This is a genomic window from Rhodanobacter sp. Root179 (assembly GCF_001428465.1).
GTDB lineage: Bacteria > Pseudomonadota > Gammaproteobacteria > Xanthomonadales > Rhodanobacteraceae > Rhodanobacter.
In genome coordinates this window covers 338,451-364,437 of sequence record NZ_LMHR01000088.1, presented here as the reverse complement: position 1 = coordinate 364,437, position 25,987 = coordinate 338,451, and the positions used below count along the sequence as shown (strand labels likewise).

General features: G+C 64.4%; 26 protein-coding genes. 3 read left to right on the top strand and 23 right to left on the bottom strand.

Features of this window, described 5'->3' with window-relative positions:
- Window positions 1-151: 151 nt before the first annotated feature.
- Both ASD82_RS17500 and ASD82_RS16805 read right to left on the bottom strand, forming a co-directional pair.
- Window positions 152-394 (bottom strand): PAAR domain-containing protein, encoded by a 243-nt coding sequence (locus ASD82_RS17500; protein WP_082542706.1) that lies wholly within the window; start codon window positions 392-394, stop codon window positions 152-154.
- Window positions 395-1,022: 628 nt separating this feature from the next.
- Window positions 1,023-1,316, bottom strand: coding sequence for a hypothetical protein (locus tag ASD82_RS16805; protein WP_056718953.1), 294 nt, complete (start codon window positions 1,314-1,316; stop codon window positions 1,023-1,025).
- Between the two features lie 816 nt (window positions 1,317-2,132).
- On the opposite strand from ASD82_RS16805, the gene ASD82_RS16800 reads away from it, so the two are divergent.
- Window positions 2,133-3,155 (top strand): hypothetical protein, encoded by a 1,023-nt coding sequence (locus ASD82_RS16800; RefSeq protein WP_157599302.1) that lies wholly within the window; start codon window positions 2,133-2,135, stop codon window positions 3,153-3,155.
- A 737-nt stretch (window positions 3,156-3,892) separates the two neighbouring features.
- On the opposite strand, the gene ASD82_RS18170 is transcribed toward ASD82_RS16800, so the two are convergent.
- The 3 genes from ASD82_RS18170 to ASD82_RS16790 form a co-directional block, all read right to left on the bottom strand.
- Window positions 3,893-4,024 (bottom strand): hypothetical protein, encoded by a 132-nt coding sequence (locus tag ASD82_RS18170; RefSeq protein ID WP_255358018.1) that lies wholly within the window; start codon window positions 4,022-4,024, stop codon window positions 3,893-3,895.
- A 4-nt stretch (window positions 4,025-4,028) separates the two neighbouring features.
- Window positions 4,029-4,289 carry a GFA family protein gene (locus ASD82_RS16795; RefSeq protein ID WP_255358017.1) on the bottom strand — a complete coding sequence of 87 codons (261 nt, stop codon included), beginning with the start codon at window positions 4,287-4,289 and terminating at the stop codon, window positions 4,029-4,031.
- A gap of 130 nt (window positions 4,290-4,419) precedes the next feature.
- Window positions 4,420-5,067: a GNAT family N-acetyltransferase gene (locus ASD82_RS16790; protein ID WP_235580744.1), complete on the bottom strand. Its 648-nt coding sequence runs from the start codon at window positions 5,065-5,067 to the stop codon at window positions 4,420-4,422.
- Window positions 5,068-5,232: 165 nt separating this feature from the next.
- On the opposite strand from ASD82_RS16790, the gene ASD82_RS17495 reads away from it, so the two are divergent.
- Window positions 5,233-6,789, top strand: a complete 1,557-nt coding sequence (locus tag ASD82_RS17495; RefSeq protein ID WP_082585398.1) for a DUF4365 domain-containing protein — start codon at window positions 5,233-5,235, stop codon at window positions 6,787-6,789.
- Window positions 6,790-6,887: 98 nt separating this feature from the next.
- On the opposite strand, the gene ASD82_RS17490 is transcribed toward ASD82_RS17495, so the two are convergent.
- The 12 genes from ASD82_RS17490 to ASD82_RS16730 all read right to left on the bottom strand — a co-directional run bounded on the left by ASD82_RS17490 (window position 6,888) and on the right by ASD82_RS16730 (window position 19,220).
- Window positions 6,888-8,015 carry a DUF559 domain-containing protein gene (locus ASD82_RS17490; protein ID WP_082585397.1) on the bottom strand — a complete coding sequence of 376 codons (1,128 nt, stop codon included), beginning with the start codon at window positions 8,013-8,015 and terminating at the stop codon, window positions 6,888-6,890.
- Between the two features lie 215 nt (window positions 8,016-8,230).
- A complete protein-coding gene (gene fabV, locus ASD82_RS16780) occupies window positions 8,231-9,433 on the bottom strand; it encodes an enoyl-ACP reductase FabV (RefSeq protein WP_056718945.1) in 1,203 nt (400 codons plus the stop codon).
- 291 nt (window positions 9,434-9,724) lie between these two features.
- Window positions 9,725-10,477, bottom strand: a complete 753-nt coding sequence (locus ASD82_RS16775) for a copper homeostasis protein CutC (protein WP_056718944.1) — start codon at window positions 10,475-10,477, stop codon at window positions 9,725-9,727.
- A gap of 12 nt (window positions 10,478-10,489) precedes the next feature.
- Window positions 10,490-11,551: a N(4)-(beta-N-acetylglucosaminyl)-L-asparaginase gene (locus tag ASD82_RS16770; protein WP_056718942.1), complete on the bottom strand. Its 1,062-nt coding sequence runs from the start codon at window positions 11,549-11,551 to the stop codon at window positions 10,490-10,492.
- A gap of 81 nt (window positions 11,552-11,632) precedes the next feature.
- Window positions 11,633-11,836, bottom strand: coding sequence for a cold-shock protein (locus ASD82_RS16765; RefSeq protein WP_007805352.1), 204 nt, complete (start codon window positions 11,834-11,836; stop codon window positions 11,633-11,635).
- Between the two features lie 153 nt (window positions 11,837-11,989).
- A complete protein-coding gene (locus ASD82_RS16760) occupies window positions 11,990-12,751 on the bottom strand; it encodes an S-methyl-5'-thioinosine phosphorylase (protein WP_056719179.1) in 762 nt (253 codons plus the stop codon).
- Between the two features lie 193 nt (window positions 12,752-12,944).
- The gene (locus ASD82_RS16755) at window positions 12,945-13,508 is read right to left on the bottom strand and encodes a hypoxanthine-guanine phosphoribosyltransferase (protein ID WP_056718940.1); all 564 of its coding nucleotides are present in this window, start codon (window positions 13,506-13,508) and stop codon (window positions 12,945-12,947) included.
- A complete protein-coding gene (nagZ, locus tag ASD82_RS16750; protein WP_056718939.1) occupies window positions 13,505-14,521 on the bottom strand; it encodes a beta-N-acetylhexosaminidase in 1,017 nt (338 codons plus the stop codon). Before nagZ ends, ASD82_RS16755 begins: the two co-directional genes overlap by 4 nt.
- Window positions 14,515-15,036, bottom strand: coding sequence for a CYTH domain-containing protein (locus tag ASD82_RS16745; protein WP_056718937.1), 522 nt, complete (start codon window positions 15,034-15,036; stop codon window positions 14,515-14,517). The genes nagZ and ASD82_RS16745 overlap by 7 nt, the downstream gene beginning before the upstream one ends.
- Before the next feature lie 93 nt (window positions 15,037-15,129).
- Window positions 15,130-16,473, bottom strand: coding sequence for a 23S rRNA (uracil(1939)-C(5))-methyltransferase RlmD (rlmD, locus tag ASD82_RS16740; protein ID WP_056718936.1), 1,344 nt, complete (start codon window positions 16,471-16,473; stop codon window positions 15,130-15,132).
- Window positions 16,474-16,549: 76 nt separating this feature from the next.
- Window positions 16,550-17,149 carry a YdbL family protein gene (locus ASD82_RS16735; RefSeq protein ID WP_056718934.1) on the bottom strand — a complete coding sequence of 200 codons (600 nt, stop codon included), beginning with the start codon at window positions 17,147-17,149 and terminating at the stop codon, window positions 16,550-16,552.
- Window positions 17,150-17,198: 49 nt separating this feature from the next.
- A complete protein-coding gene (locus ASD82_RS16730; RefSeq protein ID WP_056718931.1) occupies window positions 17,199-19,220 on the bottom strand; it encodes a hypothetical protein in 2,022 nt (673 codons plus the stop codon).
- A 45-nt stretch (window positions 19,221-19,265) separates the two neighbouring features.
- Here ASD82_RS16730 and ASD82_RS16725 point away from each other — a divergent pair, with 45 nt between their 5' ends.
- Complete coding sequence (locus ASD82_RS16725) at window positions 19,266-20,012, top strand: response regulator (RefSeq protein WP_343123469.1); 747 nt, start codon at window positions 19,266-19,268, stop codon at window positions 20,010-20,012.
- Here ASD82_RS16725 and recO read toward each other — a convergent pair.
- The 6 genes from recO to lepA form a co-directional block, all read right to left on the bottom strand.
- On the bottom strand, window positions 20,009-20,758 hold the full coding sequence (recO, locus tag ASD82_RS16720) for a DNA repair protein RecO (protein ID WP_056718929.1): 750 nt from the start codon (window positions 20,756-20,758) through the stop codon (window positions 20,009-20,011). The two genes, ASD82_RS16725 and recO, sit on opposite strands and share 4 nt — an antisense overlap.
- 100 nt (window positions 20,759-20,858) lie before the next feature.
- Window positions 20,859-21,791 (bottom strand): GTPase Era, encoded by a 933-nt coding sequence (gene era, locus ASD82_RS16715; RefSeq protein WP_056718927.1) that lies wholly within the window; start codon window positions 21,789-21,791, stop codon window positions 20,859-20,861.
- Window positions 21,792-21,918: 127 nt separating this feature from the next.
- On the bottom strand, window positions 21,919-22,578 hold the full coding sequence (gene rnc, locus ASD82_RS16710; protein WP_056718925.1) for a ribonuclease III: 660 nt from the start codon (window positions 22,576-22,578) through the stop codon (window positions 21,919-21,921).
- 3 nt (window positions 22,579-22,581) lie between these two features.
- Window positions 22,582-22,965, bottom strand: coding sequence for a DUF4845 domain-containing protein (locus tag ASD82_RS16705; RefSeq protein WP_056718923.1), 384 nt, complete (start codon window positions 22,963-22,965; stop codon window positions 22,582-22,584).
- A gap of 186 nt (window positions 22,966-23,151) precedes the next feature.
- The gene (gene lepB, locus ASD82_RS16700) at window positions 23,152-24,048 is read right to left on the bottom strand and encodes a signal peptidase I (protein WP_056718921.1); all 897 of its coding nucleotides are present in this window, start codon (window positions 24,046-24,048) and stop codon (window positions 23,152-23,154) included.
- 44 nt (window positions 24,049-24,092) lie between these two features.
- Complete coding sequence (gene lepA, locus ASD82_RS16695) at window positions 24,093-25,886, bottom strand: translation elongation factor 4 (RefSeq protein WP_056719174.1); 1,794 nt, start codon at window positions 25,884-25,886, stop codon at window positions 24,093-24,095.
- Between the last annotated feature and the right edge of the window lie 101 nt (window positions 25,887-25,987).

Genomic DNA, 25,987 nt, shown 5'->3' with positions numbered 1-25,987 from the left:
GAAAAGGTGCCGAGGGCATTCCGAGCGTCCCCGGCGCCACGCCTTGAATGGCAGTGCGGTCTGGAGGCTGGGATCACCGTAACTGTTTCATCAAGAAACGGAGTCGGGTTGAGGTGGCCCCGATCTTCGGGACCCCGATCTTCGGCGTCATTTATCCGACCAACACCTTGAACGCGCCAAGAACAATTTTCCCACCGTGCGCCGTGGTGTCGGATATTCGGGCTGCCGGCATTCCGCCGATGAAAACTTTCGTCGAACCCATGGCGATGAGATCTGGCGGGCCAACACAAACGGCCATGTCCCCTGCGCGCGCCGCAGGAAGGCCACCGACCAATACCGTCGGACAACCCAGTGCCACCGGCCCACCCACATGAGGAACCACACCAGTGACCATCGGGCATACATGGAAATCGGAAATCCTGGCTGCCGGCAAGCCTGCCCCGCCTCCGCCCGATGACGAGCTCGATCCGCCGGAAGCACTGGAGGTTACCGAAGTTGCGCCGGCCACAGCAGCCGCGGGATTCCTCAAAGCCAGGTCGGCTTGTTCCACTGCTGAGAAAGCCGCATCAGGGCTCAAGTCATGGATGGACTTCAGTGTCTGACGCGGGATGTTGTTGAGGTCGGTGACTTTGTCATTGTTGAGCAGAGCTGCCAGTTCGTGGTTGCGGAAAACCCGCTCACTTGGAGCATTGACGATGAAGCAACGGCAGCTACCTGACGCTTCGCTTGCATACTTGACCGACGCTTTGCCCCACACTTGGTCAGCTTGTTGACGGGACAGACCAGAGGCGGGGGTGTAGAGGTTCCGGCTTTCAAGCCATTTTCCGCAAGGCGTCGCTTCCAGCGTCGTGGTTTTCTTTCCTGCCCGACTGCAAAGTTCTGTATAAGCTTCCGCCGCCGCGCGGTTCTTCCCCGCATCATCCGAGTAGAAAACTGCTCCATCGTGCGGGGATGCAACCGGAAATGTTCCGGATGCTATGACGCCTTCCAGCCGTACCACTTCCATGTGGGATGTCATGGGGTCAGTTCTCGATGGTCACCCAGTAGTCGACAGCAGCCCACGCATCCAGCAGGTTATTTTCAATCTTCGCCCGGGCGAAGCTGTCGATCCGCTCCTGTTCGAACGGAGGCTGCCAGTGGGCATCGTGCGGCAGAAGAATGGCGGCCCCGAAACGTCCATGGTCATCCACGATGGTGTCGCAATACAGCAACAGTACGTGGTCCCCATCCTTGTATTGCATGGTGTTGCGATCCCTGCTCGAGACCTCGATGCCAAGATCGTTGGTCAGCCATTGCGGTGCAATTGCCCTGAACATTTCAACCTTCCTTGATTGTGCAGACGCGACGGGCGCCTCTCATTGATGTTAGTGCCACGATGGTTTTACGGAAGCCTATTTGATCAAGCCGCGCAAGAATGCGGCCTGCATCCTGGTTCCGGTTCGCTGCTCAATAGGAAGAGGAACCCATCATGCGGAGCTCTTCTTGCAGCGTAACCCTATCGAAGAGCAATCAGCCCGCTGCAGGTTCGACGTGACGACAGTCGCGACTGGCAGGCACGAACCGTAGGCGAAGCGGGTTTCAATATCCTCGGCGAACAAATCGATGTCGACCGAATTCCGGCTCATGCGGATACCTTCCCGATAAGCCGACCCGCCGCCGGCCCACGCAGCTTACTGGCCCGTTTCAGTTTGCCCCAGAGCCACAAACCCCAACCAACCTCAGGGTCAGAGTGCACTTTCCCGAGCCACGCTATCGGCGGCGGTGCGTGCCTGGGTGATGACTAGACCCGCATTTCAACGGGCGATCATCGGCGTCAAGCCTCTGCGCCGGTGAGTTTCTCCTCTTCACAAGCGACGGCAGCTTCCCTGCCCGTACTTTCCCTTCCGGGTCACGTGGCGCATGCTGGGCACTGCCGAGTCATACGACGCGTGGTCGAGGCTGGTTCGCCCGCCTTCCGCCGCCAGCTGGCATCCAGGGGAATCCACTGACAGAACAACGTTCGGCATTCATGCCGATCAAGCCCGGGCGAGCTGATTCCTGCATCGCCGGACCGACGCTTGGGTGTGTCCGGGTAGTAGCGACAACCACAGCAGCATTGCGCTTTTCGTTTCCACACCATCGAGGATCGATTCATGCCAGCCAGTCAGACGTTATGGAAAAAGGTGACCGGGCCGTCCGCCGGACTCGTGCAGCAGCACTACGTCGAAGGACGGGTTGAAGCTCTGTATCGGCGCAACCGGTCGCTGGAAAAGCAGGTGGCGCAGGCATTGGCTTCCGCGCCGGCGCTAGCCGGCATGAAGCTCGGTGGCGACAAGTGGATTCCGGTTTACGAGACGATCAACCGCAATCTCCAGGCCGCCTCGCTCACCATCAACTTCTCGGCGGACAGCTGGTTCACCACCGAGAACAACTACTCCACCTACGCGCAGGCCTATTCACGCTCCGGCCGCCACGCCGGGCAGGCCCAACTGCTGGGTGATCCGAAGAACCCGCCGGTGATCCGTGCGAATGCCGACGACAGGGTCACCTTCGACAATCTCGTCGGCGCCAAGGCGCCGCAGGTGCCGCAGCGTGGTCTGATGCCCGGACGCCAAGGCGTGGATCGCGTCCGCGAACAGATGGCGTTCCGCGCCGGCCCGAATACCCGCACCGTCGCTGACCCCGCCCAGCCGAGCCAGCCGGACAAGAAGTACGCCGACTCCACCAACAGTCGCTTCAACGCGGACAGCAAACAGGTGTTCGCGGCGCTCAATTACGGCCGCCGCTTTCATGGCTCGACCTGCGACTACGGCAGCAGTCACCTGGTACTACATCCGAAATTCAAGGTGAACGCGCTGTACTACCCGGGCGATACCTTCTACATCCCCGATGGCTCGATGCAGGCTGCTTTCCACGTGCTCGGCTCACTGGTGGCATGGGCCAAGCCGGTGATGCTCGATGCAATCATCAAGAGCTGCTACTCCAACAACGTGCTGCCCGACACAAGCGACGAAAAACTGTTGCTCGAGGGGCACGTGTTCAGCGAGTTGACGTTCGCCGGCAACATCAGCGAGGTCGTACTCGACGCCAGACACGGCTCGATCCAGCACCAGAACGCCAGAAAATTCTGCGCCAAACACGGGATCAAGCTGGTGCTGGTCGGCCCGGTCAGCTAAGCCGGCCGCCGCACCTGCAGAACGCGGGTGCGGATTCGGAACGGAACCGAGGGCGCGATGGTGGCGAGGTCGTCGGCGGACAAATCGATGTCGACCAGATTCCGGGTCATGCGGATACTTCCCCGATACGCCGGCCCGTCGCCGGCCCGTCGCCGGCCCACGCAGCCTACCCGTAGCCATCAATCCCACTCGCCTGTCGGAACATCCCGAAATGCCGCGCAGCACACGCTGACACAAGGTGCGCAACGCGGTCGGCCGTTCCGCATCCGCTCGCAGGCAAGTGTTCCCGCCCCGTCCGCAACGGATGCCGCTTCGCACGCAACCGTCCCGACCTTGCGCGCCCCGCGCCGACCGGCGCGTACAAGCCTGCAACCGTTGCGCTTAACGTTCGATCTGTCGCACACCATCGAAGACCCTCCGAACGCAAGGCTCCAACCCTTGCATCGCGAAGGTGCCGAACCTTGCGCGCAAGGGCCCGACCCTTGCGCGCAAGCGAATGACCTTCGCGGCCGCGACTCGAAGCGTGGCGTGCAAAGCCGCAAGCCTTGCCGTTGCAAGGATGCGTGCCTTGCGCGCTAGGGCTTCGGGCTTGCATGCAAGGGGCGGAACCTTGTGCGCGAATGCATGGGGGTGGCGCCCGGAGGTCGGAGCCTTGCGGAGGGATATGTCAGCCTCGCAAACGGATCAACGGCGTTGGGCCGACAAGGAGTCGAACGCCGACGACCATCCACGCACACTCAATCGAAATGCTCGATGTCGTCCGGCAGGCGCAGCCAGGCGTGCTGACGCTCCTCATAAACCGATACCTGCGGCTGGGGGAACCGGGGATCGGCAAAAGCTCCGACCGCCACGGTGACGAATCCCGGCACCCCGTCAGCCTCCCAGCACACGGTGGCGCCGCAGTTGCCACAAAAAGCGGAACCGGGCGACGGCGCCGCTGCCACCGGCCTGGGCGTACTCCCTGCTCTGCCCCTCGATCGTCACGGCATCCAAAGGAAACCGCGCCTGCACCCCGAACGCGCTGCCCGTGCGTTTCTGGCAGGCCAGGCAGTGGCAGACGGAGACGCGGACCGGCTCGCCACGCGTGTGGATGACGAGGTTTCCGCAGCGGCAGGTGGCTTGGCGGTTGGTCATGGAAGCTCCCGATGGATTTGACCGGCACCGGGATTCCCGGGCCGACCTTTCGCGACAATTCAACGGCCGCAGGTGAATCTGACCCCGATCTTCAGTCGAGCCGCGAAGCGCCTTCGGCCTGCAAGAACCATCAGGTGCTGAGCGACAAGCTCAACACGTGGTCATCGTAGATTCGTCCACCCACATTGAATTTGCGTTCCGTGAGGTTGCCAAAGCCCTGGCGGCGATAGAACCCGATGGCAGCGTCATTACCCGCATAGACACCAAGCAGAAGACGAGCCGCGCCCGTGGAGCGGGCCTGCTCCACGGCTTGCCCAAGCAAACGCTTGCCGGTCCCGCCTCCGTGGTAGCGACCAAGCAGATAGATGCGTTTCAGCTCGAGGTCACGAGATGGATCGGCCAGAGGAAGGTCTGGCGGGGCGAGAACCAGATAACCCACGGGGGCGTTGCCAGGAATGACCTCCGCCACCCAGACCCTATAACGCGGATCCTCGAGCCACTGCCTGTACTGGGCAGAAGAGTGGGCCGCGCGACAGTGCTCGACGATGGCGGCACCATCCAGCACGCCGGAGAACGTTTCAAGAAAGGTCGCCTGCCCCACCAGCGCCAGCGCATCTTCATCTCCGACTTTCGCTGGCCGGATCGATATCTCGGTTGCCATTGAAGCTTCCATCAACACCTGATGCCTGAGTTGAACCGCGCCGCGAAGCGGTTTCGACTTGAGTAAGTGTAAGGTGTCTTCAGAGGGCAAGAACTGGTACATGACATCGGTGTCCATCAACACGGTTGCTTGCACCCTCGACGCTACATCAAACGTTCAAGCGGCTGTAAGTGAACCTGGGCCCATTTTTTCCCATGGTCAGCCCCCTGTGTGGTGATCCGAAATCTTTCTGCTCAGGTGCTATCTTTCTCAAGAATCCAGACTTGGCCTTTTGTCCCTAAGATGAACTTCCCTGAACATCAGAAAACAGGTGCGCTTGCGGAAATTGATGTCGAAAGGCTGTTTACCTCTTGGAACTGGAACGTCGGCCAAGACCGCATCGACGTTGGGTACGACTTGTGTGTCATGCCTGATCGCACCCAGTACCAAGGGGCCCGCTTTTTGGTGCAAGTCAAAGGCACTACGCAAAAAATGAAGAAGGGCGCCATAGTTGCGTCAGTATCGAAAAACCGCCTTCGTCAATATGCTGAAGATCGACTTCCCGTTTTCATAGTTCGGGCAACGCCAGATGGCGCCCTTTACTGGATGCACGCACAGTCGTGGACACACGCCCACAGGGACAGGCTGACTGGTTTCGGCAACAGCGGAGTTCGCTTTGACCCCAGCCAGAAATTGAACCACCGGGAAGCTTTTGAAAGCTACCTAAAACAAGCGCTCCGTGCAGCCAACGCTGACAACGAGATACTTTCGGACTTTGCGGAAGAGAGTCGTTTTCTAAACTCCTTGGATCCACGCCTTGGAGTTCACCTGAGCGTTCAAAACAAGGCAAAAAGGCACGAACTCTTTGCCAGATCAAAAGACTTTGAAAGCAAGGTCACATTCATACCCCGAACATCGCCAGAGAACCTGGAAAATCTTCGCGAGGTACTTGAGTTCGGACTACCTCGCTCTGTAGAAGTAGAGAACTTCAAGCTCGTGGGATCTCCTTTGCTGGATGAGCTCGGAAAAAGAATCCCGGAAAAAGGCATGCTTACCATTGGCACCAGCCTCCCGGACAGAGGGGTCGTCAGGCTTTACCCTGGTAAAAAATATTCGGTTACCGCCCAAGAATTCGCACTTGATGCTGAGCTATTCCGAGGTACAAAAGGGATCGCCATCTCGAATGAAACAAAGGACAGTGCTTGCGATCTAAACATTCGTCTGGTCCAGCATGGGCTTTCGGGCCAATTAACGATCAACATTGGGTTCAGGGTAGCGGCGATCGCAAGCTGTCCCATACGAGATATTGATGCTCTTAGGCCCTTGGCCATTTGGGCCGAACAAATCATGGCGCAGCGAGCAATTTTTTTTGAGCTAGCTTTCATGGGAGTACGTCCATCATGGGTCGCGCCAGACGAAGCCATCGAGACGCTGTATCCCTTCTTGCGCTTGGCTCGCACGATGAGCAAGCTCCACCTTGTAGCCAAAGCCCTCGGCTCGACGCTCACCCTCGCAGAGAACTTTGAATTCTCTACTGAGGACATTGGCGATATCGATCTAGCATTCGCCTTGCTAAAGGGAGAGCGTCGCCCCGTTGATATCGACCCCATGGAGTTCGATCCAGTAGCGTCCCTAGAAGGTGTCGCTAACAACTTCTATTGCACAACAATTTTATCTTTGGAGATCTTCGGCCAGCCCTTAGGCGAAATTCCGGTAGGTATAGATCTATCGGACTTTCTCATAGAGAAACTACCTAACAGTACGAGGGTGCGATTGTCCAAGGGAGAAACTGGACAGGCTTGGATCTCTTACGCCGAGCATGACAACGAAGAAAATCGTTTGGTCAGAAAGCACTCGTAAGAACACCATGAGGCGGTGGCGCTCTATAGAAATTGTCCCTGAGCTGACCCGTTCTGCGGTTCTTGGCGTTCTTGGCCCCTTGACTTCTTGGTGGACGTTTACGGGTTTGGAGCGCGAGGGAAACCTACCGTAACGTTCGCTACTTTGCCTGCCGGAGGTGCCTTTGCATTGGCGTCAAGGCGCCCCAAATTGATCGGTGTTTTTGGTAATTCGCCTGCAGACGGTGGCTCTGCATCATTCTGAGCTTGAATGAGTACCGCAGCTTCTGCCACTGATTGGGAGTATGCGCTCACTTGCTTGCTGTTCCGGGCCGCCTTATCGAGCACGGGGTGTATCTCTTCGAACACCCTCCGAAGCTCCGGATTCTCGTCAAGCTTTTCCTCTAACGATCTCTTTCGCAAAGCTGAGGCCATTGCAACCTCATCAGCGACCCGAACTGCAAGAACAGTGTCAAGTAGCTGCGCCGCCCTGATTCGCGCCACGGCTTCGCTATGGAACTTCGCGAGTATTGGATCAACGGATAGCTTTGCAGCGAGCTCGCGCTTTCGTGCGGATTCCTGCTCTGCCATCTCGGCCATTACTTTTCGTTCAATCTCACTTGAGAATCCGTCTGTCTTAATGGACACCATGCCCCTACTCTTAGCCCTGGTCTCCTCCAGAAGGTTGGCGATGTGCTCACTGGTGGTAACTGTTGCGACAGGCTCCGATTGGGGCAAGCGGCTGGCTAAGGCAGTGCGAAGCCGATCAACCGCTTTACCCGGCGAATTGAATACAAGCCTCGCGGGGATGCGCAAGACTGTATAGCCGCGGGATCTTAGGGTTTCGTCGCGCTCTGCGTCCCGGGCGACCTCTTCAGGAGAAGAGTGATAGGCCGCACCATCAACTTCAACGACTAGCCGATCATTCGCCAAGAAGTCGACACGATAAGGCGCAAGTTTCACCTGCAGATCGAGCGACAGTCCGTTGCCCACCAACTTGCCTTTCGAAGGACTAAGGCCATAAGCATCCAGCACAGCCCTGAGAAATTTCGTTTCCGCAGGGGATTCGCAGAGAGCGAGCCAGCGATCAAGCCAACTCGTATCCGAGGCGGGCACGAACTTCGGATCAAAGAAAGGGTGATCTTCCGGTTTCGTCGGATTGCGTAGATCGTCGATCAGCGACCATGCGACAAAAGCTCCCAAAAAAAATAGCGGGAGGAAAATGAACCCACCGAGTAGCAGCAGCATCAAAACTGATACGCGAAGTGGATAGTTCTGACCTGGAAGGCGTTGACTCACAGCGCCCCTCCCTATCGTAGGTTAGTTCTTCAAAAAGGGGCTCCCTGTCAGCTCAATCAAGGGAGAATGAATTTTCAGGAACAAACCCCCGGGCAGAGCGCACGTTCATAGGATCGAGATCAGTAGTCACTAAAACCATGTGACTTCTGTGACTATCGATGCCCTCACCCCTCCAAACAATCAAACCGCCGATCCGCCTCCACCTCCGCGTCGTAGTCCACATCCCCCCGATCAAACCCGAACAACTTCAAGAACTCGTGCTTGTACCCCGCGTAGTCGGTGATCTCGCGGAGGTTTTCGGTGGTGACGGTGGGCCAGAGGGTCTTGCAGGCGTCCTGCACTTCATCGCGCAGCTCCCAGTCATCCAGGCGCACGCGGCCTTCGTCGTCGGTGGCGGGGGCGGCACCGTCGGCACGGTAGAGGCGGTCGTGGAACAGGCGGTTGGCTTGTTCGATCGGGTTTTCGTGGATGCCCTGCTCCTTCATGATCTTGAAGGCGATGGACACGTATAGCGGGATCACCGGGATCGCCGCGCTGGCCTGGGTGACGACGGACTTCATCACGCCGACGTAGGCTTCAAGGCCGGGGTGGCGGCTGCGCAATTGCTTGGCGGTGTTGTCGAGGTGCTGCTTGGCCTGGCCCAGGGTGCCGTGCCAGTACATCGGCCAGGTGATCTCGGTGCCGATGTAGCTGTAGGCGATGGTCTTGGCGTGGTCGGCGAGCACGCCAGCGGCGCTCAGCGCGTCGATCCACAGCGCCCAGTCCTCGCCGCCCATCACGGTGACGGTGTCCTTGATCTCCTGCTCGGTGGCCGGCTCGACGGTGGCTTCGATCACCATGTCCTTGTTGGTGTCGACCGAGGTGTTGTGGAACGGCTCGCCGATGGTCTTCAGCGCCGAGCGCACGACTTCGCCGGTGTCGGGCATCTTGCGCACGGGCGAGGCCAGCGAGTAGACCACCAGGTCGATCGGGCCGCCCATCTCGTTCTTGATGATCTCGATGGCCTTGGCGCGGGTTTCGTGGGCGAAGGCGTCGCCGTTGATCGACTTGCTGTACAGGCCGGCCTGCTTGGCGGCCTTGTCGAAGGCGGCGGAGTTGTACCAGCCCGCGGTGCCGGTCTTGTCTTCGCTGCTGGGCTTCTCGAAGAACACGCCCAGCGTGGCGGCGCCGTAGCCGAAGGCGGCGGTGATGCGCGAGGCGAGGCCGTAGCCGGTGGACGCACCGATCACCAGCACGCGCTTGGGACCGCTGCCCTTGCTGTGGCCGGCGGCTTCGGTGATCGCGATCTGGTCGAGCACGTTACGTTCGCAGCCGACCGGATGGGCGGTGACACAGATGAATCCACGGACTTTGGGCTTGATGATCACGCGACGGCTCCTGCTGGCAAATGCATAAACCGGCATCTTAACCAAGTGGGGCGGCCGTGCGCTGCCGTAGGGAGTGCAGTGCGGGGGCTATCAGGATTTTGCTCGGGCTGAGGGTGGCGCCGAAGGTGTGCAGTCGAAGCCTTGTGGCGGCCCTTCGACTTCGCCGCTGCGCGGCTACGCTCAGGGGGAACGGGTTGGGGGGATGCTTTCGTGCTGCCGGTCGTGCTCCCTCCCCTGCGTGCAGGGGAGGGTTGGGGTGGGGTTGCTCTTGAGGGCCTTAGATCAAGAGCCTTACCCCCTCCCAACCTCCCCCTGCTTTGCAGGGGGAGGGGCAAGGGCCCGAGCCATCGCGCGTACGTGCTCCACATCAGTGCGCAGCTCGCCTGCTTGCATGTCTTCCAGTCGTGGTGGTCGATGCTGCATGCCCGAGGGCAGCTGGTGTTTCGCCGAGGCGTGGAATTCACGGGCGCCAGTGGCAACGGCCAGGGCGGCGATGTTGTGGGTGGTGATGCCGGCGCCGGGCATCACGGCGAGACGGCCGTTCGCCTGGGTGACCAGGGTGCGGATCAGGGTGGCGCCTTCGACGGCGCTGGGTTGTGCGCCGGAGGTCAGCACGCGTTCGCAGCCGAGGGTGATGATGTCTTCCAGCGCACGCGAAGGGTCGCGGCTGAGGTCGAAGGCGCGGTGGAAGGTGGTGCCCAGCGTGCCGGCGGCGGTGATCAGGCTGCGGCAGCGGGGCATGTCCACCTGGCCGTCGGCGTCGAGCATGCCGAGCACCACGCCGTCGCAACCGAGCGCCACGCAGGCTTCGATGTCGCGCTGCATCGTCTCGGCTTCGAGGTCGCTGTAGAGGAAGTCGCCGGCGCGCGGGCGGATCAGCACGTATAGCGGGATGCGCAGGCGCTCGCGGGCCAGCGCGATCTGTGCGTGCGACGGGGTGAGGCCGCCCAGTTCCAGCGCGCCGCACAGTTCGACCCGCCCTGCTCCGCCGTCCTGCGCGGCGAGTGAGGAGGCGACCGAGTTCGCGGCGATTTCAAGCATCATGAGTCGCCGGCATCACGAGTAGCTCGTGGTGTAGACGCTTTGCGACGGAATCAGCGCGTCCTGCTTCTGCGCATCGCACACGGCGTAGGTGAAGCCGTGCTGGATCGCGTAGGCGCCGACTTCGCCGTTGCGGTTCATCGCGAGAAAACCGACCTGCAGGGTCTTCGATGCCTCGCGGCGCTTCTTGACGATGCGCATCACCGCTTCCTTGCAAGCCTCGTGGGGCGAGCGGCCCTGGCGCATCAGTTCGACGACGAGGAAGCTGCCGGCGTTGCGGATCACTTCCTCGCCCACGCCGGTGGAGGTGGCGCCGCCGACTTCGCCGTCGACGTACAGGCCGGCGCCGATGATCGGGCTGTCGCCGACGCGGCCGCGCATTTTCCAGGCCATGCCGCTGGTGGTGCAGGCACCGGACATGCGGCCGTGCGCGTCGATCGCCAGCATGCCGATGGTGTCGTGGTTGCTGGCGCCGCCGGGCAGCCCGGTGCGGCCGTAGTCGTGCACTTCGCTGTTGATCGAAGGCTGGTACTTCGCCGTCTTCAGCCATTCATGCCAGGCCTGTTCGGCCTCGGGGGTGAGCAGGTCCTGTTTCCTGAAGCCCTGCTCCAGCGCGAACTGCAGCGCGCCCTCGCCCACCAGCAGCACGTGCGGCGTGCGTTCCATCACCCGTCGCGCCACGGAGATGGGATGCTCGATGTGTTCGAGCGCGGCGACTGCGCCGCAGTTGCCGTCGGCATCCATGATGCTGGCGTCCAGCGTGACGTGGCCGTCGCGATCGGGATAGCCGCCCTTGCCCACGCTGTGATTCCTGAGGTCGGACTCCGGCACCTGCGCGCCGGCTTCCACCGCGTCCAGTGCATGGCCGCCCTTGCCGAGGATGGCCCACGCGGCCTGGTTCGCGGCGACGCCGAAGTCCCAGGTCGAGACGACGCGTGCGGCGGACGCCTTCGCTGCGTGGCTGGCGTCGGCGGCACCGCGCGGCATCGGCCCGGCCGCGAGCTTGCCGCCCCATCCCAGCATCGACGCGGAAACTCCCAGCAGGGAGCCCTTGAGGAAACGCCTGCGATCGGTCATGACTTTCTCCGGCTCACCAAAGCAAAAACCCCGCACAGGATGCGGGGTTTCATTCTTGCCATGCAACGTTTACCGGACAGATCAGGCAGCTTCAACCGCCGACGCCTGGGCACCCTTGGGGCCCTGGGTCACTTCGAACTGAACGCGCTGACCTTCCTGCAGGCTGCGGAAGCCCTTGGTATTGATCGCCGAAAAATGGACGAACACATCCGCACTGCCATCCTCGGGTGCGATGAACCCGAACCCCTTGGCATCGTTGAACCATTTGACCGTACCGAAACTCATTGCGAGAACCTCTGGATACATGGAGTGAGTACGCCAGGTTGCGCGCGACTCATCCCCCCGGTTCGCCGCCCTGACCGCGAGGAAAATAGCAAGATGTGAAGGCCCATTGCAATACGAATATGTCCTGCCGGTGCACAAACTCCGCCGGCAAATTCAGGCCTGCAGCATTTTTTCCAGGATGCGCGGCACCTCGGCGGTGGCCGCGGCGAGGTGGGCGAAGATTTCCTCGATGCTGATTTCCGCTTCGTCGCCGCAACCGGCGGCGAAGTTCGCCACCAGCGCCAGGCAGGCGTATTCCAGTTCCAGCTCGCGCGCCAGCGCCGCCTCGGGCATGCCGGTCATGCCGACCAGGTCGCAGCCGTCGCGCTTCATGCGGGCGATCTCGGCGCGGGTTTCCAGCCGCGGACCCTGGGTGGCGCCGTAACAGCCGCCGCCGATCACCTCGACATTGGCCGCGCGCGCTGCCGCCAGCAATTGCAGGCGCAGCGATTCGGTGTACGGCTCGCTGAAGTCGATGTGTTTCACCTCGGCGCCTTCGACGTCGCAGAAGCTGGTGCTGCGGCCGTGGGTGTAGTCGATGATCTGGTCGGGCACCACGATCACCCGCGGCCCCATGTCGCCGCGAATGCCGCCGACCGCGTTCACCCCGATCACCCGCCGCGCGCCCAGGTTGTGCAGCGCCCACAGGTTCGCCCGGTAATTCACCCGGTGCGGCGGCAGTGTGTGGCTCTCGCCGTGGCGGGCCAGGAAGGCGATGCGCCGGCCGGCAAAGTCGCCGGTGACCACGTCGCCGGAGGCCGGGCCGTAGGGCGTGTCCACGCTGTGGCGCGTGGCGTTTTCCAGGCCGGCGAAGTTGTACAGGCCGCTGCCGCCGATGACGGCGAGGTGGATGGGGGTGTGGTCAGGATGAGGCATCGTGGTGATCCGTTGCAGGCTGAAGTTGAATGGGTGCATCTACTCCCTCCCCTGCTTGCAGGGGAGGGTTGGGGTGGGGTCGCTCTTCGGCAAGCAAGGAGCAAAGGCAAGAGCCTTACCGCCCACCAGCCTCCCCCTGCAAGCAGGGGGAGGAGCAGAGCCTCGCCCTCCGTCCGCAGCTGCTCCCGATTCCCTATTCCCCGTTCCCCTCTTTCAGCGCGTAGATGCCCGGCAGGTTGCGGCCTTGTTCGTAGTAGTCCATGCCGTAGCCGAACACGTAGCGGTCGGGCAGTTCGACGCCGTTGAAGTCGGAGCTGATGCCTTCGACCAGGCGGTCGTGGCGCTTGGTGCAGAGACTGGCGATGTAGACCTTCTTCGCACCGCGCCGGTAGCAGTCGTCGCGCACTTCCTTCAGCGTGTGGCCTTCGTCGAGGATGTCGTCGACCAGCAGCACCACGCGGCCTTGCAGCGACACCATCGGCTCGCGCAGCCAGTGCAATTCCTTGCCCGAGGTGGCGCCGCGGTAACGGGTGGCGTGCACGTAATCGAATTCCACGTCGGTGCGGATCGCCAGCGCCAGCTGGCCGGCGAAGATCAGCGCGCCGTTCATCACGGTGAGGAACACCGCGCGCTCGCCGTCCAGCGCGGCGTCGATGCGACGGCCCATGTCGGTGATCACCGGCGCCAGTGCCTCACCGGCGAACAGGAGGTCGGCGTTGGCCAGCGCGTCGGCCAGGGCGGGAGTGGGAGTGTTCATGCGGTTCCTTGATCGGCATGGAGTGCCGTGATGCGCGCCACGAAGCGATCGCGCTGCGGGTTGTCGGTGAGGCCGGCCCAGGTCGGCCCGATGGCGCCGCGCAAGGCGGCCAGTGTCGAGGGCATGGCGTCGGTGTGTACGGGAATCGCGGCGATCGCCTCGTCGACCACGTCGGGGAAGCAGGCCAGCACCAGGTCGCAGCCGGCGTCGAGATGCGCCCTCACCCGCTCGCCGACGCTGCCGGCCGCACCGGCGGCGGCCATGCTGATGTCGTCGCTGATCACCGCGCCGGCGAAACCCAGTTCGCCGCGCAGGATCTGCCCGATCCAGATTTTCGAATAGCCGGCCGGCTGGCCGTCCACTTCCGGGTAGGTGACGTGGGCCATCATCACCGCCTCGACGCGCGCCTCGATGCATTCGGCGAACGGGCGCAGGTCGTCGCGGCGGATCTGATCCAGGCTGCGTGGATCGATCGCCGCCACCTTGTGGGTGTCGCCGGTGACCGAACCGTGCCCCGGGAAATGCTTGAGCACGGCCGCCATGCCGCCCAGGTGCATGCCGCGCACATAGGCCTGGCCCAGTTCGCCGGCAATCGCCGGATCGGCGTGGAACGCGCGCAGGCCGATCGCCGCGTTGCCGCGGGCCAGGTCGACCACCGGCGCGAAGCTGAAGTCCACCCCGCTGGCGCGCAGCTCGCTGGCCATCACCCAGGCGTGCTCCTCGGCCAGCCGGATCGCCTCGTCGGCATCCCGCTCGTAGACCGCGCCGATCGCCGCCAGCGGCGGCAGGCGGGTGAAGCCGTCGCGGAAGCGCTGCACCGGGCCGCCCTCCTGGTCGACCGCGATCAGCAGGTGATCGCCACCGATTTCGCGGATCGATTCGCATAAGGCGATCAGCTGTTCGCGCGACTGGTAGTTGCGCGCAAACAGCAGCACGCCGGCGACGCATGGCGCGCGCAACCAGGTTTTTTCGTGTTCGGCCAGTTCCAGCGCGGCCACGCCGATCATCAACATGCAGCATCCTCGGCAGCGCGCTCGGCCGGCGACCATTGCCGGTACGGGTGCGCGATCAGGTTGACGTTGTAGTAGCGCGTCAGCGCGCTGACCTCGCGCCCCAGCCACGACGGCCGCGGGAACGGTGCATCGACCGCGGGCAGCTCGACTTCGGCCACGACCAGGCCCTCGTTGTCGCCATGGAATTCATCGATCTCGAACAGTACGCCATCGACGCGGACATGGTGGCGAACCTTCTCCAGCACGCCGTCGCACAGGCTGGCCAGCAGCGCGCGCGCATCGTCCACCGGTATCGGGTACTCGAACTCGGCCCGCGCGATGCCGGGCGTGGCCGCCTTGATGTTGAGCCAGGCCGTGTCGCCGGCGAGGCGGGCGCGCACCGAGGCGCCGGCATGACCCTCGCGCAGCGCCTGCGCCCCGACCAGATAGCCTTGGGCCATCGGCTCGCTGCGCTCGATGCCTTCGCGCCAGCTGTCGTTGGCCAACAGGAATTTGCGTTCGATCTCGATAGCCATGGAATCCGGATTTCAACCAGCGACAACGCCTGCAATGAAACGGCTTTTATTGAGGAGTGCGGCCATGGATGGCCGCCCGTTTGACTTTCGCGGTCAGGAAGACCGCTCAAATACCGCTATGGATTCGACATGCGCGGTATGCGGGAACATGTCCATCACGCCGGCCGAGGCCAGCCGGAAACCGTGCTGGTTGACCAGGATGCCGGCGTCGCGCGCCAGCGAGGCGGGATGGCAGGAGACGTAGACGATGCGATTTGTCTGCTTGCGCGGCAGGTACTCCAGCACCTTGTCGGCGCCGGCGCGGGGCGGATCGAGCAGCAGCTTGTCCCACGGCTGCTTCGCCCACTCGGCGTGGCGCTGGTCCTCGAACAGGTTGGCCACGTGGAACTTCGCGTTGTCGATGCCGTTGCGCGCGGCGTTCTGCGCGGCGCGTTCGACCAGGCCGTGCTCGCCTTCCACGCCCACCACCTCGGCCACCCGGCGCGCGATCGGCAGGGTGAAGTTGCCCAGGCCACAGAACAGGTCGAGCACGCGATCGGTCGGTTGCGGATCGAGCAGCTCCATCGCGCGGGCCATCATCAGCTGGTTCATGCCGGCGTTGACCTGCACGAAATCCAGCGGCTGGAATTCCAGCTCCACGTCGGCGAAACGCGGATCGTCGCTGGCGATGCGGAAGGCCAGCCGCGGATTTTCCGGCCACAGCGGATGCACGCTGCTGACGCCGCCGGGCTGCAGGTAGATCGCAAAGCCGTGCTGCTGGCCGAAGGCGGTGAGCGCGGCCAGGTCGCGCTCGCTGAGCGGCTGCAGGTGACGGAACACCAGCGCCATCAGGTCGTCGCCGGCGGCGAACTCGATCTGGGCGATGGTGTCGACGGCGTCCATCGTGCCCAGCAGTTCGGCCAGCAGGCCCACCTTGGGGCCGAGCGACGGATGCATCACTTCGCAGCGCTGGATCGGGGTGACGAAGCGCGGGTTCTGCTCTTCGCGGAAACCGACCAGCACGCTGCCCTTCTTGGCCACGTTGCGCACCGACAACCGGCCCTTGCGCCGGTAGCCCCACGGCTCGGCGGTCAGCGGCGGCAGCCACGACTGCGGCGTGACCTTGCCGATGCGCTCGAAATTCTCGGCCAGCACGCGCTGCTTGGCGGCGATCTGCGAGGACGCATCGAGGTGCTGCAGCGAACAGCCGCTGCACAGCGCGAAGTGCTGGCAGCGCGGCTCGACCCGGTGCGGCGAGGCGGTGATCACCTCGACCACTTCGGCTTCGTCGAAATGCCGATGACGCTTGCGCAGCTTCGCGATCACCGTTTCGCCAAGCAGGCCGCCGCTGACGAAGACCGTCTTGCCGTCGATCCGCGCCACGCCCCGGCCGTCATGGCCGAGGTCGGTGATCTGGGCTTCGAAAGGCTTGGGAGAAACGGAGTTGGATCGGGACATGGGATCGCATGGCTGATGGCTGACCGGCGATTATCCCAGATCAGCCAGCCTCACGCCCCGCGATGCCCTGCCCGGCTCATTTTTTCTGCCAGGCGCCGGCAGCGTCCTGGTAATACCAGCCGGCGCGCGCCTTCTCGATCCAGCTCTTGGCGAAGGTGGCGCGGATCTGCGACTCCCACTCCGGGTGATTGTTGGCGTTGGCGATTTCCCGATACAGCGCGGCGCGGTCGCGGTTCTCGTCGGCCACCGTGGCGTTGGCCTGGGCGCGGGCGCTCAGCGGCACCTTGGCGGCATCGCGCATGGCGACCATGCCGTCGCGGGTGAAGCCCACCGCGCCGCTGTCGAGCAGCGAACCCAGGGTGCCCTGGAAGCGCGCATGCATGCGGGCGCGGATCGCCTCGGTGGCGCTGGTCTGGATGCGGATGTCGGGCACGTCCGCGGCCTGCGCGGCCGGGATCAGCAGGTCCAGCAGCATCGCCGACGGCTGGGCGCCATCGGCTGCGGGCTTGGGCGTCTTCGGCGCGGGCGCCGCAGGCGTCGCCTGGTCCAGCACGTTGCCGATGAACTGGTCGGCGGCCTTCTGCGCGGCCGCTTCGGGGAAGTAGACGTTGATCGTGACGCAGCCGACCAGCGTCACGGCCAGGGCGGTCAGGATGACGTAGAGGCGCTTGCGCATGGGGAACTCCCGCAGTGAGATGGATGGATGAGGCGGCGGAGCATGTCGCTCAGCGGATTTGCGGGGTTTCCCCGTGGACCGCGTCGTGCAGCCGCTGCACCAGGGTCGGCCAGTCGACCTGGGTCTGGTGGCCGATCACCTGCAGCCGCGGCAGGCCGCTGCCTTCGACGATAGTGTAGCCGCCGTCGTTAGCTTCCAGCCCGCTCATCCGGCAGACCGTGCCCTGCAACGTGCAATTGAGGCCGATGCGCTTGTAGCCGAAGGTCTTGAACAGTTTCAGCATGGCCCCCTGCAGGCCGGCGGCGATGCCACCGCCGCCGACGGAGGTGAGGTTGTTCACCGCACGCTGGCTGATCCGGCCGCCTTCGCCGGCCAGCAGGCTGGCGTTGAAGGCCACCGGGCTCCAGTTGACCAGGCGCAGGTCGTTGATCGAGCCATCCAGCGGGCCGGTGATGCTGCCGAAGTCGAACACGCTGGTGATCGCGGCCAGGTCCAGTTGCTTCAGCGCGATGTCGCCGGTCAGCACCGGCGTGGTGCCGAACGGCTGCTGCAACGACAGGCGGGTGATGTCGACGAAGCCGCCGAACAGGCTGGCCGACAGGCCGCCCCCCAGCTCGAAACGGTCGTCGACCCAGCGCAGCGAGGGAATCGCGCCGGCCAGCGTGCCGGGGAAGGCCGGCCAGCCCATCGCCTGGCTGAAGGCGGCCATGTCGACGCCGGTCACCGTCATCGACGCGGCCAGGCGCTGGCCCTGCGCCGCGGCCGGACGCCAGTCCAGCTGGCCGATCTGCCACTGCCCGTGGAACACCGGGATCTGCAGTGGTTGCTGCAGGGCGAGCGTGCCGCCGCTGCTCTGCCAGCGCGAACGGGCGGCGCCGTTGGCCACCTGGTAGAACTGCAGGCTGCGCCAGGCCAGCGTGGTGGCCGGGCGTTCGCCATCGCGCGCCCAGTCCAGCCCGCCCTGCAGGCCATCGACCGCCAGGCGGCCATCCGCATCGGCAAGGCTGATGCCGTCGGTGCTGAAGGCAAACGCCTGCGGGCCGTCCGCCCGCAGATCGAGGCTGGCATTCAGCTGCCCATCGATGCGCATGTCACGCAGGCCCAGCGTGCCGAGCCAGGCCTGGCCATAACGCTGGTAGGCGGCCGGAAAATTCGCGTGCAGGCGATCCAGCCGCAAGCTCTTCAACTCGCCCCTGGCGTCGAAGGCCAGCGCGCCGTCGAGCTGCAGCGCGTCGGCATCATTCACCCGCAACCGGCTCAGTTCGAACCCGCCGCGCTGGGCGTCCGCGTGCAGACCCAGTTGCACCGGATGATCCGGCAGCTTCGCGTAGAGCGGTCCCAGCAGCAGCTCGCCGCCGCGCAGGCTGGCGTCCAGATCGATGCTGGCCGGACCGTCGGTGGTGTCCAGGCTGAAGCGGCCACTGCCATTGAGCCCCTGCCCGGCCAGCGTGCCGGCGGGGGTGTCAAAACCCGTATCGGTGAGGGTGAACTCGCCGGACGACTGCAGGCCCTGGCCGCGCAGGTCCAGCGCCAGTTCCGCCTTAAGGCGACCCGCGGTGGGCTGCCCCGACCACACCGTGCCGAGCAGGCCCTGCAACCAGCCGGTGGGCAGGTTGTCCACGCTGATCTGGGCATGAGTGGGCTGGTCCAGCGGCAGCCATGCGCTGGCATTCGCCTTGCCCTGCTGGATGTCGACCAGCAAGGTGTTGGCCGCCTCGCTGAGCTGCACGTTGAACTGTGCGTCGCCGAGCGCCCCGCCGGGGGCACCGGCCAGGCGCAGCTTGCCGTCCAGCGTCCAGCGCAGGCGGACGTCGCGTTGCAGGTTGCCGTCCACGCTCAGGCCCAGCCGGCGCCAGCCCATCGCGGGAATGTCGGCCTGGGCCGCGTCCAGCTGCAGATGCAGGCCGCCGTCGGCGTCCTCGCCGATGCGCAGCGTCACCGTCTGCAGGTGGATGCCCGGGGCGGTGATCGACTTCGCGCTCAGCAGCACGTCGGCCTGGGCAGGCAAGGCCCAGCCGAGTCCCAGCAGCAGGCAGCAACAGATCAGCAGATGGCTTGAAGTCGGACGCATGTCGGGCCATTCTGCCAAATCAAGATGAACGATATGGAATTCGTCATGCCCAGCCGCCTTGCCGACACCGTTTGCGAACCCGCCAATCTGTCCCGCCCGCTGCCCCGCCCACGCGTGCTGGTGGCCGATGACGATCCCGGCAGTTGCCGCTTCCTGTGCGATGGACTGGCCTCGATGGGCGCCGATGCGGAAGCCTGCATGGATGGCCAGGCAGCGCTGGCGCGGGCCGCTGCCGAGTCGTTCGACCTGCTGCTGCTGGACTGCCGCATGCCCGGCGCCGGCGCACTGCAGATCCTGCAGACGCTGCGCGACGACGTGCAGGCACGCTCGGCCGACAGCATCGCGGTGGCCACCAGCGCCGAGCTGGCGCCCGGTGATCGCCAGTCGCTGCTGGACGCCGGTTTCAGCGAGGTGCTGCTGAAACCCTGCGGGCTGACCGAACTGCGCCAGGTGCTGGCGCTGATGCCGATGGACGACCGCAGCGCCAGCGTGCTGGACGACCAGGCTGCGCTGAGCACCACCGGCGACGCCACCACCATGCACGCCCTGCGCCTGCTGCTGCGCGACGAGCTGGCGCTGCTGTCGCGGGAACTGGACGCGCTGAGCCTCGACCGCGACAACTTCAGCGATCGCCTGCATCGATTGCGCTCTTCGTGCGGATTCTGCGGTGCCAGTGCCTTGTCCCGGCAGACCATGCTGCTGCAGCAACAGCTGCCGCGACGGGGCGTCAGCGCAGCCGCGCTGACCCGCTTCCGCCGCACCTTGCTTGCGACCCTGCAGGCGCTCGGCTAGTCGAGCCGTTCGGCAGGAGGCACCGCGGAATCCGGCCGGTTTCGCGACACCGCCATCGCCAGCACCCGCCAGGCGCGCAATTCGGCGCCACCCAGATGGAAGCGGATCACCCGGCGGATCATGTCGCGCAATGCCTTGAGGCCGGCGGCGTCGGGCATGCGGTCCTGTTCCAGGGCCAGCAGGTCGCGGCCGAGGATGGCGTGCGGGCTGCTGGCCGCGCACCGCACGGCGCCCTGCTCGACCTCGTAGCGATAGCTCGCCTGCGGCTCCAGAAACTCACCCGTACCCGCATCGTGCGCCAGCTGCAGGCCATAGCCGGTCGCTTCCAGCAGGTCACGCTCGAACCGGCGCAATGTCCACGCCAGCGACGGCTCGGCGGCGAGTCGCTGCAGGGTCAGCGCATAGGCATCGAACAGCGGCGGCGAAGGGTCCTGCCGCCCGGTGAGGCGCACCACCAATTCGTTGAGATACAGCCCGGCCAACCCGGCGTCGCCGCCCAGCCGCGTCGGCGTGCCCACCGTCTCGACCGCCGTCAGCGTGGCCATCTCGCCCCGCAGCAGCAGATCCATGCGCAGCGCCTGGAACGGCTCCAGCTGGGCCCGGCGCAACCGCGCACGCTCGCCGCGCACCCCGCGCGCCACCACGCCCAGCCGGCCATGCTCGCGGCTCAGGCACTCCAGCAACAGCGACGTCTCGCGGTAAGGCCGCGCATGCAGGACGTAAGCGGGTTGCTGTTCGATGCGCATGGGTCAAAAGCGGGGAACGGGGAACGGGGAACGGGGAACGGAAGAGCCGGAGTACAGCGTACGCTCATGTTCCCCGTTCCCTGTTCCCCGTTCCCTGCTCTCAATCCGTATATCCGAATTTCTTCAGCATGTTCTCGTCGTCGACCCAGCCCTCGCGCACCTTCACCCACAGCTTGAGGAACACCTTGCGCTCGAACATGCGCTCCATGTGGCGCCGGGCCGCGCTGCCGATCGCCTTGAGCTGGACGCCGCCGTTGCCAATCACGATCGCCTTCTGGCCATCGCGCTCGACCCAGATGATGGCGTGGATCTCGGCGATGCCGTCGGGACGGTCGCTGAATTGCTCGATCTCCACCGTGGTGGCGTAGGGCAGCTCCTGGTCCAGCCGCAGCATCAGCTGCTCGCGGACCATTTCGGCGGCCAGGAAGCGTTCGCTGCGGTCGGTAATTTCGTCTTCGCCGAACACCGGTGGCTGCACCGGCAGGCGCTTGAGGATCGCCTGCTCCAGTTCCTTCAGCCCCTGCTTCTTCAGCGCACTGATGTAGTGGATCTCGTCGTAGCTGTGGGTGGCCACCAGCTCGGACACGAACGGCAGCATCACCGTCTTGTCCTTGTTGAGGTCGACCTTGTTGATCACCAGCAGGCGCGGCGAGGACTGCTCGACCAGCGCGGCGTAGAGCGCCTCGTCCTCGTCGGTGAAGCGGCCGGCCTCGATCACCTGCACCACCAGGTCGACATCGCTGATCGCCGAGCGCGCGGCGCGGTTGAGGCTGCGGTTCATCGCCCGCTTGGCGCCGCGATGCAGGCCCGGCGTGTCGACGTACATGATCTGCCCGGCCTCGCTGGTATTGATGCCCAGGATGCGGTGGCGGGTGGTCTGCGGGCGCGGGCTGATGATCGACAGGCGAAAGCCGATCAGTGCGTTGAGCAGGGTCGACTTGCCCACGTTGGGACGCCCGGCCAGCGCCACCGTACCGCAGCGGAAGTCGTCGTGCGGCAGGCTGCCGTCGGTGGGGTCCAGTGGGAGTTTCATGACTGAGGTACTCGGCGAGTCGGATGGCAAGTGTAGTGCTTCGCCGCCACCGGCACGTGGCGACTGGCGCAGGCCGGGACGGTCACTCTGGCGGTGCCCGGTGCCCGGCACCGCGGAAGCGTCGGATTCAGGAGGAGCGCTGCTGCTCCAGCAACTGGCTCAGCACCAGTTCGGCCGCGTCCTGTTCGGCGGCGCGGCGGTTGCCGCCATGCGCTTCGGCGACGAAGGCCATCGGCTCGGTGATCGCGCAGCTGACGTCGAAGGTCTTGGCGTGGTCCTCGCCGTGGCTGGCCACCAGCTCGTAGTGCGGCAACGGCAGGCCCTTGGCCTGCAGCCATTCCTGCAGCCGCGTCTTGGCGTCTTTCGATGAACGCCGCAGCGCGGCGATGCGTTCGGCGAACAGGCCACGCACGGCGTCGCGGCAGGCATCGAAACCGCCATCGAGGTAGACCGCGGCGATGGTCGCCTCGAACGCATCGGCGAGGATCGATTCACGGCGGAAACCACCGCTCTTCAGCTCGCCCGGACCCAGTTGCAGGCCTTCGCCCAGCTCCAGCTCACGAGCCACCACGGCCAGCGCCTGGCCATTGACCAGTTGGGCGCGAAGACGCGACAGCTCGCCCTCGCTGGCCTTGGGGTGCGCCTCGTACAGCATCTCGGCGATGATCGCGCCGAGCAGCGCATCGCCGAGAAATTCCAGCCGCTCGTTGTTCGGTTTGCCGATGCTGCGGTGGGTCAGCGCCAGCCTGGCCAGCGCCGGATCACGGAAACGGTAGTTCAGTTCCAAAAGTTACTCGCCCACATTGCCCTGCAGCGCAATGCTCTTGTCGAAGTGCAGCAGGAAGGAGATGTTGTACATGAACGGGATCTCCTTGTCGTAGGCGACCCGCAGCTGGCTGGCACCACCGGCGTCCTTCTTGATGGTGATGTCTTCCGGGCGCACCACGGCATCGTCGACGTACTGGAAATCCATCTTGCGCAGCAGGTCGCGACGGATGCCGTCCAGCGACTTGCCGTTGGTCCCCTCGCTGGCGAGCTGCTCCATCGCCTTGACCACGCCACCGTACTCGGAATACGACGGCACCAGTTTCATCGCCATGTAGGCCAGGAAACCGAACACGGCCAGAATGAACAGGAATCCGATCAGGGTGACGCCGGTCTGCTTCGATTTCATAGTCCCCTCGCTACGCCGCTTCGAACGGCTTGCCTTGCAATGGATGGTGATGAGCTGGATGGAAGTCCGGCCGCCCCGCGCCGGCGTGCCGATTATGCCTGCAGATTCGCGTGCCGGTGACGATGGCATGTGCAGGGCTTCGATCCGGTCACGCTTTGGCCGGCCGGACTCCGCCGGCCGGTCGCATCAATGGATGACCGTGCCGATCCGCGAGAAATCCACCCCGCCGGTGCCCCAGCCCTTCCAGCTCATCCAGATCAGGAACGCCTTGCCGGCCAGGTTCTGCTCCGGCATGCAGCCCCACCAGCGGCTGTCCAGGCTGTCGTTGCGGTTGTCGCCCATCACCAGGTAGCAACCGGCGGGCACCTTGGACGGCACGCGGTCGTTGGGGATGGAATTGGGCGTGTTGTAGGCGGGCATGCGCGCGATCATGTGGTTGAGCTTGCCCAAGTGCTCGGTCCACACCGTGGCGCCCATGTTCAGCATGGTCTCGTCGACGGTGCGCTGGGGATTGCCCACGTAGGGGCCGATCTCGTCCGCCGTGACGCGCTGGCCGTTCACCAGCAGCTCGTCGCCATGCACCTCGATGCTGTCGCCGGGCAGGCCGATGACGCGCTTGATCCAGTTCTGCGACGGCACCTTGGCATGCGGATCGGCGCAGCTCATGTCACCGCTGCGCACCAGCTTGCCGCCATCCCGGCACAGGTAGCCCGGAAAGCGGAACACCACCACGTCGCCCCGCTTCGGCTCGCCCAGGCTCACGAACTTGTCGTTGAACGCCGGCATGCGCAGGCCGTAGGCGAACTTGTTGACCAGGATGAAGTCGCCCACGTCGAGGGTCGGCATCATCGAGCCGGACGGAATCCGGAACGGCTCGGCCACGAACGAGCGCAGCACCAGCACCACCAGCACCACCGGGAACAGCGAGCGCGACCAGTCCACCACCGCCGGCTCGTGGTACTCCTCGCCCGCCGCGTCCAGATGCGCCTTGCGCTTCTTGTACAGGAACAGGCGGTCCAGCCCCCAGACCACGCCGAACAGCACGGTCAGGCCAAGCAGAATCGCCGAAAAATCAAAATCCATGTGGGGCTCCTATGGAGCCGGGAATTCCCGATTCCCGGCCGAAATCATTTATCCACTCTGAGTACGGCGAGGAAGGCTTCCTGGGGGATTTCCACCCGGCCCACCTGTTTCATGCGCTTCTTGCCTTCCTTCTGCTTCTCCAGCAACTTCTTCTTGCGGCTGACGTCGCCACCGTAGCACTTGGCCAGGACGTTCTTGCGCAACGCCTTGACGGTGGAACGGGCGATGATCTGCGCGCCGATCGCGGCCTGGATGGCCACGTCGAACTGCTGGCGCGGGATCAGGTCCTTCATCCGCTCGACCAGGTCGCGGCCGCGGCGGTCGGCATGGCTGCGATGCACGATCAGGCTCAGCGCGTCGACGCGATCACCGTTGATCAGCACGTCAGTGCGCACGAACGGGCCGGCCTCGAAGCGGTCGAAGTGGTAGTCCATCGAGGCGTAGCCGCGCGAGACGGATTTCAGCCGGTCGAAGAAGTCCATCACCACCTCGGCCAGCGGCATCTCGTAGCTGATCTGCACCTGGCTGGCCAGGTACTGGATCGAGCGCTGCACGCCACGCTTTTCCTCGCACAGGGTGATCACGTTGCCGATGTAGTCCGGCGGCGTGAGGATGTTGGCGATGATGATCGGCTCGCGGATCTCCGCCACCAGGCTGGTGTTGGTCGGCAGCTTGGCCGGGTTGTCCAGCAACATGGTGGTGCCGTCGCTTTTCAGGATCTCGTAGACCACGGTGGGCGCGGTGGTGATCAGGTCGAGGTCGTATTCGCGCTCCAGCCGCTCCTGCACGATCTCCATGTGCAGCATGCCGAGGAAGCCACAGCGGAAGCCGAAGCCCATCGCCTCGGACGACTCCGGCTCGAAGAACAGCGCGGCGTCGTTGAGGCGCAGCTTGTCCAGCGCCTCGCGCATCGCCGGATAGTCGTCCGACGACACCGGGAACAGGCCGGCGAACACCCGCGGCTGCATGTGCTGGAAGCCGGGCAGCGCCTTGTCGGCCGGCTTGCCGGCATGGGTCAGCGTGTCGCCGACCGGCGCGCCGTGCACGTCCTTGATCGAGGCGTTGATCCAGCCCACCTCGCCCGCACCGAGCTTGTCCAGCTTCTTGCGCTTGGGGGTGAACACGCCGACGTCGCCCACTTCGTGGGTGCGCCCGGTGGACATCACCAGCAGCTTGTCGCCGGACTTGATCTCGCCCTGCATCACGCGCACCAGCGACACCACGCCCAGGTAGTTGTCGAACCAGGAGTCGATGATCAGCGCCTGCAGCCTGTCGGTGTCGCGCGGCTGCGGCGGCGGGATGCGGGCGACGATCGCCTCCAGCACCTCGACCACGTTCAGCCCGGTCTTGGCGCTGATCGCCACCGCGTCGGTGGCGTCCACGCCGATCACCGCCTCGATCTCCAGCTTCACTTTTTCGACGTCGGCGGTCGGCAGGTCGATCTTGTTCAGCACCGGCACCACTTCCAGTCCCATCTCCACCGCGGTGTAGCAGTTGGCCACCGACTGCGCCTCGACACCCTGGGCGGCGTCCACCACCAGCAGTGCGCCCTCACAGGCCGCCAGCGAACGGCTGACCTCATAGGAGAAGTCCACGTGTCCGGGAGTGTCGATGAAGTTCAGCTGATAGGTCTTGCCGTTGCGCGCCTTGTACGGCAGCGACACCGACTGCGCCTTGATCGTGATGCCGCGTTCGCGCTCGATCGGATTGTTGTCCAGCACCTGCGCTTCCATCTCGCGGTCGGCCAGGCCGCCACAGATCTGGATGATGCGATCGGCCAGGGTGGACTTGCCGTGATCGATATGGGCAATGATGGAGAAGTTGCGGATCAATTCCATGGAGCGCAGGCGGCCTGTGGTCGAGCTGGGGCTGGGCACCACGCAATGGCGTGGCGGCGCTGCCGCGAGGCAACGCTAACCCGGCATTATCGCATGGGATC